Annotated in this window: 11 protein-coding genes; 5 read left to right on the top strand and 6 right to left on the bottom strand. The window is 67.8% G+C overall.

Translation table 11 applies throughout. The features are described from left to right. Window positions 1-113: 113 nt before the first annotated feature. Complete coding sequence (locus LGM89_RS28200) at window positions 114-1,025, bottom strand: EamA family transporter (RefSeq protein ID WP_226274654.1); 912 nt, start codon at window positions 1,023-1,025, stop codon at window positions 114-116. Window positions 1,026-1,374: 349 nt separating this feature from the next. Here LGM89_RS28200 and LGM89_RS28195 point away from each other — a divergent pair, with 349 nt between their 5' ends. Beyond that, window positions 1,375-3,048, top strand: coding sequence for a phospholipase C (locus LGM89_RS28195; protein WP_226203427.1), 1,674 nt, complete (start codon window positions 1,375-1,377; stop codon window positions 3,046-3,048). Between the two features lie 95 nt (window positions 3,049-3,143). Continuing rightward, a complete protein-coding gene (locus LGM89_RS28190; protein ID WP_226274653.1) occupies window positions 3,144-4,565 on the top strand; it encodes a cytochrome-c peroxidase in 1,422 nt (473 codons plus the stop codon). A gap of 24 nt (window positions 4,566-4,589) precedes the next feature. Here LGM89_RS28190 and LGM89_RS28185 read toward each other — a convergent pair whose 3' ends face one another. The 5 genes from LGM89_RS28185 to LGM89_RS28165 form a co-directional block, all read right to left on the bottom strand. After that, a complete protein-coding gene (locus tag LGM89_RS28185) occupies window positions 4,590-5,321 on the bottom strand; it encodes a class I SAM-dependent methyltransferase (protein WP_226274652.1) in 732 nt (243 codons plus the stop codon). An 80-nt stretch (window positions 5,322-5,401) separates the two neighbouring features. After that, window positions 5,402-6,712 carry an NAD(P)/FAD-dependent oxidoreductase gene (locus tag LGM89_RS28180; RefSeq protein WP_226274651.1) on the bottom strand — a complete coding sequence of 437 codons (1,311 nt, stop codon included), beginning with the start codon at window positions 6,710-6,712 and terminating at the stop codon, window positions 5,402-5,404. After that, window positions 6,709-7,464: an amino acid ABC transporter ATP-binding protein gene (locus tag LGM89_RS28175; protein WP_089442530.1), complete on the bottom strand. Its 756-nt coding sequence runs from the start codon at window positions 7,462-7,464 to the stop codon at window positions 6,709-6,711. The genes LGM89_RS28180 and LGM89_RS28175 overlap by 4 nt, the downstream gene beginning before the upstream one ends. Next, entirely contained in the window at window positions 7,461-8,117 is a 657-nt protein-coding gene (locus LGM89_RS28170; protein ID WP_046547751.1) for an amino acid ABC transporter permease, read from the bottom strand. Before LGM89_RS28170 ends, LGM89_RS28175 begins: the two co-directional genes overlap by 4 nt. An 88-nt stretch (window positions 8,118-8,205) precedes the next feature. Further along, window positions 8,206-8,982, bottom strand: a complete 777-nt coding sequence (locus LGM89_RS28165; protein ID WP_226274650.1) for an ABC transporter substrate-binding protein — start codon at window positions 8,980-8,982, stop codon at window positions 8,206-8,208. Window positions 8,983-9,143: 161 nt separating this feature from the next. On the opposite strand from LGM89_RS28165, the gene LGM89_RS28160 reads away from it, so the two are divergent. From LGM89_RS28160 to LGM89_RS28150, 3 genes are all read left to right on the top strand, one after another. After that, on the top strand, window positions 9,144-9,935 hold the full coding sequence (locus tag LGM89_RS28160; protein WP_226274649.1) for an IclR family transcriptional regulator: 792 nt from the start codon (window positions 9,144-9,146) through the stop codon (window positions 9,933-9,935). A 274-nt stretch (window positions 9,936-10,209) separates the two neighbouring features. Continuing rightward, entirely contained in the window at window positions 10,210-10,920 is a 711-nt protein-coding gene (locus LGM89_RS28155; RefSeq protein ID WP_226274648.1) for a GntR family transcriptional regulator, read from the top strand. A gap of 72 nt (window positions 10,921-10,992) precedes the next feature. Continuing rightward, window positions 10,993-11,799 (top strand): SDR family oxidoreductase, encoded by an 807-nt coding sequence (locus tag LGM89_RS28150; protein ID WP_089497026.1) that lies wholly within the window; start codon window positions 10,993-10,995, stop codon window positions 11,797-11,799. Window positions 11,800-11,814: the final 15 nt, after the last annotated feature.

Here is an 11,814-nt window from a genome sequence, read left to right as displayed (position 1 = left end):
CGTCACCAGCGCATCCCGGTTTCCGTCAACAGTCTCCATCAGCGACAGTCCACCGTGCTGCGCGTGCAACGATTACTCTCGCACTCGCCGAAACCAACGGCTTTCGCATCGACTCACCGCACCGCTTCGAACGCACTGATCAGCAACGCCCCCGCCGCGATCACCATGCAACCGGCCGCCCGGCGCGGCGTCAGCCGCTCACCGAGATACACGCGCGCGATCAGCGCCGCGAACACCACGCTCGTTTCGCGCAGCGCCGACACCGGCCCCATCGGCGCGCGATCCATCGCCCAGATCACGATGCCGTACGCGAGCGCCGCGAACACGCCGCCGCACGCGGCCTTCGCCGTTTCGCCGACCTCCTGCGTCAGCCGCAGCGGCCCCGCCCGCAGCCGGTAGTAGGCCGCCATCATCGCGCCCGTCAGCACGAACATCCACGCGGTATAGCCGACCGTATTGCCGCTCTCCCGCACGCCGATCCCGTCGACCACGCTGTAGGCCGCGATCGACACGCCGGTCGCGAACGCGGTCGGCAGCACCTGCATCATCCGGTGCTTCGCGCCGCGCCCGCGCTCCAGGCCGATCGCCAGGATGCCCGCGCAGATCAGCACGAGCCCTGCCTGAGCGCCCGGGTTCAGCCGCTCGCCCGCGAACGCCGCCGCACCGAGCGTGACGAGCAGCGGCGCGGTGCCGCGTGCGACCGGATACGCGACGGTGAGGTCGCCGTGCTCGTATGCGCGCACCAGCAGCAGCGTATAGACGACGTGCAGCACGGCCGACGCGACGACGCACGCCCAGCTCGCGGGCGTGATCGGCGCCGCGGCCGGCAGGAACAGCAGCGCGAACAGCCCGATCGCGATCTGCAGCACCGTGGCCGACCGCAGCCGGTCGCCGCTGCTGCGGACGAGCGCATTCCACGACGCGTGCAGGAACGCCGCACAGAGGACGGCAAACAGAACGGGGATCGGCACGGTGAATACTCGCTGACGGTCGGCCACGCGAAATCGTCGCCGCAGGGCGTTCATCGTAGGAATACGTCATCCGATTGTCAAAAAACGGGCGCTGCACCGCATCGTGCGCCAACCGGTCGACGACGCGCTTTCGCCCGCCCCGCGCGGCATCCGCGGCAACCGGCCCATGCGCCGCGAGATGTGACGTGAAGGTGGCATGCGGTCCACCCCTTTCCGTTGGCTTTCGCGTCGCATTCCGTCGTAATGAAATCGATACCGCAACGCAATCGCGACGAAACCACTCCGTCCCCATATCTTCATATGGGGCTGTTCCAATGCGCGTGCTCGCTCAAGAGCTTCGCGCCGAACCGACACGGCGACGGGGCCGCTCTCCACCATCGAAGACCTTACCTGGAGTTTCCCGATGTTCCGTCAAGCCTTGCTCGTCACCGCCTGCGCAGCCGCGGCGCTGGCGCTGTTCGCCTGCGGCGGCAGCGACGATCCCACGTCGACGCCTGCCGTGTCGTCGCAGGATGCGCTGCAGACCGCCACGCCGATCAAGCACGTCGTCGTGATCTACGGCGAAAACATCTCGTTCGACCATTACTTCGGCACCTACCCGAACGCGACGAACCCGTCGGGCGAACCGGCGTTCACCGCCCAGTCCGGCACGCCGACGATCAACGGGCTGACCGGCACGCTGCTCACCGCGAACCCGAACTTCACGAACACGGCCAACGGCACCGACGCGGCGAACCCGTTCCGCCTCGACCGCACGCAGGCCGCGACCGCCGACCAGAACCACGCGTACACGGCCGAGCAGCAGGCCGAGGACAACGGCCTCGCCGACCTGTTCCCGAAATACACCGGCAAGGGCTCGTCCGGCGGCGCCGGCGCGTTCGGCACGAAGGGCCAGGTGATGGGCTACTTCGACGGCAACACCGTGACGGCACTGTGGAACTACGCGCAGCGCTTCGCGATGAGCGACAACACGTTCACGACGGTCTACGGCCCGTCGACGCCGGGCGCGCTGAACGTCGTGTCGGGCCAGACCAACGGGATGCAGATCGTCAAGACGTCGAAGCAGCCGTCGACGCTCGCCGCGACCTCGTACTACATCAACGACGGCCAGGGCGGCTTCACGATGATCAACGACGTCGACCCGGGCTTCGACGTGTGCTCGAGCACGACCGACCAGGCGATGATGACGGGCAAGAACATCGGCGACCTGCTGAACGGCGCGAAGATCACGTGGGGCGGCTTCATGGGCGGCTTCAACCTGTCGACGACGAACGGCAACGGCACCACGGGCTGCGCGCGCAGCACGGTCGCCACCGCCGTGAACGCCGCGACGGCCGACTACATCCCGCACCACAACTGGTTCCAGTACTACGCGTCGACCGCGAACCCGCAGCACACGCGCCCGAGCTCGGTCGCCGCGATCGGTTCGAGCTTCCAGACCGACGGCAAGACCGCCGAACCGGCGAACCACCAGTACGACACGGACGACTTCTTCGCCGCCGTGAAGGCCGGCAACTTCCCGTCGGTCAGCTACCTGAAGGCGCCGGCCGCGCAGGACGGGCATGCGGGCTATTCGGATCCGCTCGACGAGCAGGCGTTCGTGACGAAGGTGGTCAACTTCCTGCAACAGCAGCCGGACTGGCAGAACACGGCCGTGATCGTCACCTATGACGACTCGGACGGCTGGTACGACCACGTCTACACGGCGCCGACGCACGCATCGTCGGACCCGGTCGACCAGGTCAACGGCAGCGGCAAGTGCGGCACGGGCGGCACCACCGGCGTGAACGGCGCGACCGTGAACGGCCGCTGCGGCCCGGGCGTGCGCATTCCGCTCGTCGTGATCTCGCCGTACGCGAAGCAGAACTACGTCGACCACACGATGCTCGACCAGGCGTCCGTCGTGCGCTTCATCGAGGACAACTGGCTCGGCGGCCAGCGCATCGGCGGCGGCTCGTTCGATGCGACGGCGGGCGACCTGCGCGCATTGTTCGACTTCACGTCGAAGCCGAACACGACGCCGCTGTACCTCGACCCGACGCTCGGCACCGTATTGAGCTCGGCACCGGCGATCTGACCGGGACGTCGTGACCGCATGGCCGGCGCAGCACGCGCCGGCCGTTTCCATTTCAACGCGTCGCTTCGTGCGACGCCCGTTTTTCGACCGACAGCATGACAGCCCGCCCCGCGTTTCCGTCTCCCGATGCCGCCGGCACACCTACGCCGCGTGCCCCTTCCCGCCTGCTGCGCCGCGCGGCGTTCGTGATCGGCGCCGCCGTGCTCGGCTACGGCGCGTTCGCGATCGCGTTCCCCGCGCAGGTGCCCGCGGCGATCGGCACCGTGGTCGCCGACTGGACGGGCGCGAACCCGCATCCGGTCGTGCTGCAGCGGCCCGCTGCGCAACCGCTGTCGGCGGTCGCGCAGCTCGGCCGCGCGCTGTTCGCCGATCCGTCGCTGTCCGCGTCGGGCAAGCAGTCGTGCGCGTCGTGCCACAGCCCGGATCATGCGTATGGCCCGCCGAATGCGCTCGACGTGCAGCCGGGCGGCCTCGCGATGACGCAGCAGGGCTATCGCCCGCCGCCGTCGCTGATGTACCTGTACCGTCAGCCGAACTTCAGCATCGGCCCCGATGCCGGTGAAAACGACGCCGCGCCGAGCGTCGCGCAGCAGGCTGCATCCGCGGCCGGCGTCGTGAAGGCGCAGAAGGTGGCCGGCACGTCGGCCGCGCCGCAACTCGTGCCGCAGGGCGGGTTGTTCTGGGATGGCCGCGCCGATACGCTGCAGCAACAGGCGTTCGGCCCGCTGCTGAATCCGGTCGAGATGGCGAACGCGAGCGTCGCCGACGTCGCGCGCAAGCTCAAGCAGTCGTCGCACCGCGCGAAGCTCGAGCAACTGTTCGGCCCGCGCGTGTTCGACAGCCCGCAGCTCGCGGTGTCGGAGGCGATGTTCGCGATCGCGCGCTACCAGGTGGAAGATCCGTCGTTCCATCCGTACAACAGCAAGTACGACCGCTGGCTCGAAGGCCGTGCGCGCTTCACGCAGGCCGAACTGCGCGGGCTGCGCCTGTTCAACGATCCGGACAAGGCGAATTGCGCGGGCTGCCATCTGTCGAAACCCGGCAAGGACGGGCTGCCGCCGATGTTGACCGATTACCAGTACGAGGCGCTCGGCGCGCCGCGCAACAAGGAGCTGGCGCAGAACCGCAACCCGGCGTTCTACGATCTCGGCGTGTGCGGGCCGTTCCGCGACGACCTGAAGGACCAGACGCAGTATTGCGGGATGTTCCTGACGCCGACGCTGCGCAATTCGGCGACGCGCCACGTGTTCTTCCACAACGGCGTGTTCCATACGCTCGACCAGGTGATGGCGTTCTACAACGAGCGCAGCATCTCGCCGCAGAAGTTCTATTCGCGCAGCGCGGACGGCAAGGTCGACGAGTACGACGACATCCCGCCGAAATATCGCGCGAACGTGGACGTGACCGATGCGCCGTTCGACCGCAAGCCGGGCGACCAGCCCGCGATGACGGCGCAGGACATCAAGGATATCGAAGCGTTCCTCGGCACGCTGAACGACGAGCCGGTTCGGCATTGAGTGCGGGATGACCGCCGCGTCGTATCAGCGGCGCGCGCGGATGCAGAGGAACGCCGGGGCCAGCGACAGCTCCGCATGAAGCCGCCCCGATGCGGCCTTCATCTCCGGCAGCGGCTTCGGCTCGACGAACCGGTCGAGCCGCCAGCCGCTGTCGGCCACGGCGTTCAGGATGTCGGCGAGCGGCCGCCGCCACGCTTCGACATAGGGTTTCGGTTCGCCGAAACCCGACCAGTGGAAGCCGAAGCGGGACGTATCGAAATAGGTGCCCTCGCCGCGCGTGCGTTCGTCCATCCAGTCGCGCATCGGATGCGCCATCGAAAACACGAGCGTGGCGCCCGGCCGTGCGACGCGCCGGAATTCGCGCAGCGTCGGCGCAAGGTCGCGCACGTAGTCGAACGCAAGCGAACAGACGATCTTGTCGAACGCTTCGTCGGGCAACCACGTGAGCGGCCCCTCCAGATCGCCCTCCACGACGTCGACCGCGAGGCCCTCGCAGCGCGTTCTCGCCAGCGCGACCATCTCCGGCGTGACGTCGAACGCATGCACAGTCGCGCCCAGGCGTGCGAGGTGTTCGCTGCAGATCCCGGGCCCGCAGCCGGCGTCGAGCACCGTCAGGCCGTCGACGTCGCCGAGCAGCGCCATCGTTGCCGGGCGTTCGTAGAGCGCGTTGTGCGCCTTCGTCGGCGCGATGTCGGCGTAGCGTTGCGCGAAGCTCGCGTATGCCTGGCGGCCGGGTGGTTCGTTCGGATCGGTCATGCGGACTCCGTCGATAGAAACTGGGGGGAGCCGATTCTGCCTGATCCGCCGGCGGGTGGCGACTCGACGTCTCGCCTGCCTCACGACAGGCTGTCGAGCAGCCGATACCAGGCCACGCCGGCCGCAATGTAGAAGCGCTGCAGCCCGTGAAACGGAATGGGCCGGATCGGCGTGCGCCGGAACGGCAGAGGCAGTTGCGCATCGCCCGACAGGTGCGCGGCCAGATGCTTGCCGAGCGTCGTCGCCATCGCGATGCCGCGCCCGTTGTAGCCGAGCGCGATCGTCACGCCCGGCGCGGGCTCGTGCACGTGGGGCATGAAATCCGCGGTGATCGCAACGCGCCCGGCCCACCGGTACTCGAACCGGACCCCCTTCAGTTGCGGATACAGCAGCGTCGTCGCACGCTCGAGATGGCGCCAGTCGCTCGTCGCACGCGGTTCCGCGAACGGGCCGCGGCCGCCCATCAGCAGGCGTCCCGCAGCATCTCGCCGGAAGTACAGCAACAGGCGCCGTGCATCCGATGCGACCTCGCCGCCGGCGAGGATGTCGCGACCGAGTTCCGGCGCGAGCGGTTGCGTCGCGACGATGAAGCTGTTCGCGGCGATCACCGACTGGCGCAAACCCGGCCACAGCCCGTCCGTGTACCCGTTGGTCGCGATCACGACGCGGTCCGCCGATATCGTCGCGCCGCCAGCCGTCGCGACCTGCCAGCGTCCGTCGGCACGCGTCAGCCCGACGGCGCGCGTCAGCCCGTGCACGATCGCCCCGCTCGCCTGCGCGGCGCGCACGAGGCCGCGCGTATAGCTGAGCGGCTGCACGCTGCCCGCGCGGCGATCGATCCAGCCGCCCGCATACGCACGCGTGCCGAGCCGGCGCGCGACCTCGTCGCGACCGAGCAGTTCGACCGGTGCGCCGCGCGCGGCCCATTGCCGCGCACGCCGGGCGACCGTGTCGAGCATCGCGGCGGTCGGCGCCGGCTGGATCCAGCCGTGGCGCCGCGCATCGCAGTCGATCGCGTGCCGCGCGATCAGGTCGAATACCGTGTCGGCCGCACCGCCGACCACGGCGGCAAGCTGCTCGCCGGCTTCGTCGCCGAACCGGCGGATCAATTCGTCGGGGTCGTATTTCAGGCCGGGGATCACTTGCCCGCCGTTGCGGCCGGACGCGCCCCAGCCCGGCTGCGCGCCGTCGATCACGCGCACGCTCACGCCACGTTCGGCCAGGTGAAGCGCGGTCGACAGTCCCGTAAAGCCGGCGCCGACGATCGCCACGTCGCACGACGCGGAAGCTTCGAGCGCGGGCGTTTCGGGCGCCGGCGCGGCGGTCGCCGCCCACAGCGAATCCGGCCACTGGGCGTCGGGCCATCCGGGTGCCGCGTTCCTTGCACTCATGTTCGATCCGGGTTGGCGGCGTCGTCCGACGCCAGCAGTCGACGCAGGAATTCCTGCGTGCGGGGATGCTTCGGCTGCGTGAGCACGTCGCGCGCGGATCCGCTTTCGCAGATGGTGCCGTCGTGCAGGAAACACACGCGATCGGCCACCTCGCGCGCGAATGCCATTTCGTGCGTGACGACCACCATGGTCATGCCGTCGCGCGCGAGGCCGCGCATCACGCCGAGCACTTCGCCGACGAGTTCGGGGTCGAGCGCCGACGTCGGTTCGTCGAACAGGATCGCCTGCGGCTCCATCGCGAGCGCGCGTGCGATCGCGACGCGCTGCTGCTGCCCGCCCGACAGCTCGGACGGGTACGCATTCATCCGGTGCGCGAGCCCGACCTTGTCGAGCAGCGCGCGGGCCTGCTCGCGCGCTTGCGCGGCCGGCGTGCGCCGCACGTGGACCGGCCCTTCCATCACGTTCTCGAGCGCCGTGCGATGCGAGAACAGGTTGAAGCGCTGGAACACCATGCCGACCCGCATCCGCAGCTCGTGGATCCGTTTCGAATGCGCGTCGACCTTCACGCCGTCGATCGTGATCGATCCTTCGTCGTAAGTCTCGAAGCCGTTGATACAGCGCAGCACGGTCGATTTGCCCGAGCCGGACGGCCCGATCAGGCACACGACCTCACCTTGCTGCACGTCGAGGCTGACGCCCTTCAGCACCGCGTGCTGCTGAAAGCGCTTGTGTATCGCATCGATCCGGATCATGCGCTTCTCCTCAGCGAGAGTCGCTTGCCGAGCCGGTTCACGCCGAACATCAGCGGCAGGCCGAGCGCCAGATACAGCAACGCGACGAGCGTATAGACGCTCATGTTCTGGAACGTCGACGACGCGATCAGCTGGCCGGCGCGCGTGATCTCCGCGACCGTGATCGTCGACGCGACCGATGAATCCTTCAGCAGCATCACCAGCGTGTTGCCGTAAGGCGGCAGCGCGATGCGGAACGCCTGCGGCAGCACCACGCGCCGCATGATCATCGGCCCGCGCATGCCGATCGCGTGCGCGGCTTCGATCTGGCCGCGGTCGATCGCCTCGATGCCCGCGCGGAAGTTTTCCGCCTGGTAGGCCGAATACGCGATGCCGAGGCCGAGCACCCCGGCCTGGAATGCCGACAGCTGGATGCCGAGATCGGGTAATACGAAGTACATGTAGAACAGCTGCACGATGATCGGCAGGCCGCGAATCACGTTGACGACCGTGCTCCCGACCGTCGACACGGCACGGTTGGGCGACACCTTCAGCAACGCGAGGATCAGCCCGAGCACCGAGCTGAGCACGAACGCGCATGCCGTGATCTCGATCGTGACCACCGCCCCCTTCAGCAGGATCGGCAGGAAATCGATCGCGTTCTGAAAAAACATGAGGTCTCCTATGCGACGACCCTGCGGCACATCGCAGTGGGTGCCCGCGATGCGCGGGCGATACCGCTCGGGAATCCCGGGCGCGCGCTCAGCTCATGTGCCACTTCTGCAGGATCTGCTGCAGCGTGCCGTCGCTCTTCATCTTGCGGATCGCGCCGTTGAGCTGTTCGAGCGTCGCCGTGTCGCCCTTGCGCACGATGAAGCACACCTGCCCCTTCACGACGCTCTGGTATTCGGGCACGAGCCGGACCTGGCGGTTGACGCCGTGTTCGATCTGGTACGCGACGATCGGCTGGTCGGCGAAGCCGGCCTTGATGCGGCCGAGCGCGACGTCGCGCATGATGTCGGCGATCGAATCGTAGGTCCGGACTTCCTTGAAGATGCCCTTCTTGTTGAGCGCATCGACGAACGCCGTGCCGACCTGCGCGCCGACCACCTGGTCCTTGAAATCGTCCATCGACGTATAGCGGCCGGGGTCGTCCGCCTTCACGATCAGGCCTTCGCCGAACGTATAGACCGTGTCCGAGAAGTCGACGACCTGCTGGCGCGCCGGCGTTTTCAGCATCGCGGCCGAGATGATGTCGATCTTCTGCGTGGTGAGCGACGGGATCAGCGCCGAGAACACGGTCTGCTGCACGTCGACGCGAAACCCGGCCGAATTCCCGGCCGCGGTGATCGCATCGACCATCATCCCCTGGATCGAATTGCTCTTGACGTCGAGAAACGTGAACGGCACGCCGGTGGCCGTCGCGCCGACCTTCAGCGTGGGCTCGGCCGCACCGGCGCCGGCCGATGCCGTGCAGAAAGCGATGCAGATGGCGAAACCGGCGGCCAGTGCGCCGAACCGCTTGATGAACGAAACCATGATGTCTCCTTCTCGAATACTTCGGTGCGCCGGCCGGTCGCGGATCGACACTGCGACGATGACTCGATCTTAAAACGAATCAAAAATATCGTAAAAAGATTTTTGAGTATCGATATGCGATACGGTATGATGCGATATCGAATCGCTTCGGCCCCTTGCACATGGAAACGTCGCCCGATCAGTCAAACGACCTGCTGTTCAACCAGTCGCTGGAGAAAGGGCTGAACGTGTTGCGCGCGTTCAGCGCGAAGCGGCGCACGATGACGCTGGCGGAAGTCGCCGACGCGGCCGGCATGACGAAAAGCTCGGCGCAGAGGATGGTCTATACGCTCGAGAAGCTCGGTTACATCCGCAAGCATCCAGTGACGCGGCGCTACCAGCTCACGCCGCACGTGATGCGGATCGGCTTCAACTATCTCGCGGCCGATACGCTGATCGACGTGGCGAATCCGTTTCTGTCCGAACTCACGAACCTGACCGGCGAAACCACCAACCTCACCGAGCCGGACGAGGACGAGATGGTGTACGTCGCGCGTTTCGTGTCGACGAAGTTCGTGCCGATCCACATGCCGATCGGCAGCCGCATCCCGATGTATTGCACCGGTTCCGGCCGCGCATTCCTGAGCGCGCTGCCGCCCGGCGACGCGCGCGCGCGTCTCGACGGCATGGCGCGTCCGCTGCACACGCCGCACACGGTCACGGCGCTCGACGAACTCGTCGCGCTGCTCGACAGCGCGCGGCTCGAAGGCTATGCCACCAACCAGGAGGAGCTGTTCATCGGCGACATGTCGATTGCCGCGCCCGTGCTCGGCAGCCAGGGGCAGCCGGTGGCCGCCGTGCACGTGGTGGCGCCGACGAGCCGCTGGACGTTCGACGACGCGCGCCGCAAGCTCGCGCCGGCCGTGATCGACTGCGCGCGCGGCATCAGCAATTCGATCCGGACGCTCGAGTAGCACGCGCCACATGGCAGACACCGCGTGCGCCCTGTCGCGGCACGCCGGGTTGCACGACGCGCGCGTGCCGCTGCCAATAGCCTTGCCCGCGCCGGGCGCCTGCTCGTACGCGGTAGCCGGGCCCGTCGTGGTGCCGGCCTGGCCACCGCTTCAACCACCCTCCTCCGCGTTTTCCCCGATCCCGTTCGCCTTGACTCGATGCCTTCGATCGTCAACACTTTGCACATTGCAAGTGTGATCACACATCACAGATCAAACCTCGGAGAACCCCGTCTTGGCGCCTCGTATCGTCACGCCCGCACTGAAAGCCGTTGAACAGGAAACGATGGCCGACAAGGTCTACCAGCAACTGCGCGAAGCGCTGATGAGCGGCCGTTTCGCGCCCGGTCAGGCGCTGAGCCTGCGCAGCGTCGCCGAGGCGGTCGGCTCGTCGACGATGCCCGTGCGCGCAGCACTCACCCGGCTGCACGCCGAGCGCGCGCTGGTCGACGGCCCGAATCGCGCGCTCGTCGTGCCGCCGATGACGCTCGACATGCTCGACGAGTTGCGCGACGTGCGTATCGCACTCGAAGGCTGCATCGCCGAACGCGCGTGCGCACGCATGAGCGGCGCGCAGATCGCGGCCGTGCGCAAGACCTGCGAGACGATGCAGGCGCACGCCGAGGCAGGCCGCTCGCGCGCTTACCTGCAAAGCAATTTCGCGTTCCACAGCGGGATCTACACGCACGGCGCAAGCGAAAGCACGCTCGCGATCGTCGAGAACCTGTGGATGCGCGTCGGCCCCTTCCTCAACATGGTCGCGCTCGACATCCCGCACATGCGGCGCTCGATGGATGCGCACCGCGCCATCGTCGATGCGCTCGAACGGCGCGACGGCGCAGGCGTGCGCGCAGGCATCGCGCTCGACATCGGCGGCGCGGCACACGATCTCGCCGAGACGCTGCGGGCGGAACAGACCCCGCGGACCGTGAACGCGAAGCCGTAGCGGCCGCCTGCCGCGGGCGCCCGGTCGCGAGCGTCCGCGATCCGACTACATCAACGATGGAGACAACCCGGTATGACAGCTTCCGACCTGCTGAAACCCTTTGACGGCCTGCGCGTCCTCGTGACGGGCGGCGCATCGGGCATCGGTCTTGAAATCGCGGACGCCTTCGCCGAATGCGGCGCACACGTGCATGTATGCGACGCGTCACAAGCCGCGATTGCAGCGCTCGCCGACCGGCCGCCGCGCGCCGGAGCCGGCGCGATCAGCGCGACGCTGGCCGACGTATCCGATCCGGCCGCCGTCGAACGCGTGTTCGCCGACGTATCGGCCACGCTCGGCGGCCTCGACGTGCTCGTCAACAATGCCGGCATCGCCGGTCCGACCGGCGGCATCGACGAAATCGACCCGGTGCAGTGGGAACAAACCGTCGCGATCAACCTGACCGCGCAATTCCAGTTCGCGCGCCGCGCGGTGCCGCTGCTGCGCGACGCGAAACACGGCGGCGCGATCATCGCGCTGTCGTCGGTCGCTGGCCGGCTCGGTTACGCGTTCCGCACGCCGTATGCGGCAACCAAATGGGCCGTGGTCGGCCTCGTGAAGAGCCTCGCGATCGAACTCGGCCCGCTCGGCATTCGCGTGAACGCCATTCAACCCGGCATCGTGCGCGGCCCGCGGATGCGCCGCGTGATCCAGGCCCGTGCGCAGCAGCTCGGCATCGGTTACGACGAAATGGAGACGCGCTATCTCGAGAAGATCTCGCTGCGGCGCATGACCGACCCGGCCGAGATCGCCGCGACCGCGCTGTTCCTGTGCTCGCCGGGCGGGCATGGCATCACCGGGCAGGCGATCTCCGTCTGCGGCAACGTCGAAGTGCTCTGACGCACCCTGCATCGA

Source organism: Burkholderia sp. AU31624, from assembly GCF_020420065.1.
Taxonomy (GTDB): Bacteria; Pseudomonadota; Gammaproteobacteria; order Burkholderiales; family Burkholderiaceae; genus Burkholderia.
Note: the sequence above shows the minus strand (reverse complement) of the source record. Positions and strands in the feature narration are given on the sequence as shown.

Coding starts and splice junctions, on each gene's coding strand:
- LGM89_RS28200 (WP_226274654.1), bottom strand. CDS start 1,025: ATGAACGCCCTGCGGCGACGATTTCGCGTGGCCGACCGTCAGCGAGTA.
- LGM89_RS28195 (WP_226203427.1), top strand. CDS start 1,375: ATGTTCCGTCAAGCCTTGCTCGTCACCGCCTGCGCAGCCGCGGCGCTG.
- LGM89_RS28190 (WP_226274653.1), top strand. CDS start 3,144: ATGACAGCCCGCCCCGCGTTTCCGTCTCCCGATGCCGCCGGCACACCT.
- LGM89_RS28185 (WP_226274652.1), bottom strand. CDS start 5,321: ATGACCGATCCGAACGAACCACCCGGCCGCCAGGCATACGCGAGCTTC.
- LGM89_RS28180 (WP_226274651.1), bottom strand. CDS start 6,712: ATGAGTGCAAGGAACGCGGCACCCGGATGGCCCGACGCCCAGTGGCCG.
- LGM89_RS28175 (WP_089442530.1), bottom strand. CDS start 7,464: ATGATCCGGATCGATGCGATACACAAGCGCTTTCAGCAGCACGCGGTG.
- LGM89_RS28170 (WP_046547751.1), bottom strand. CDS start 8,117: ATGTTTTTTCAGAACGCGATCGATTTCCTGCCGATCCTGCTGAAGGGG.
- LGM89_RS28165 (WP_226274650.1), bottom strand. CDS start 8,982: ATGGTTTCGTTCATCAAGCGGTTCGGCGCACTGGCCGCCGGTTTCGCC.
- LGM89_RS28160 (WP_226274649.1), top strand. CDS start 9,144: ATGGAAACGTCGCCCGATCAGTCAAACGACCTGCTGTTCAACCAGTCG.
- LGM89_RS28150 (WP_089497026.1), top strand. CDS start 10,993: ATGACAGCTTCCGACCTGCTGAAACCCTTTGACGGCCTGCGCGTCCTC.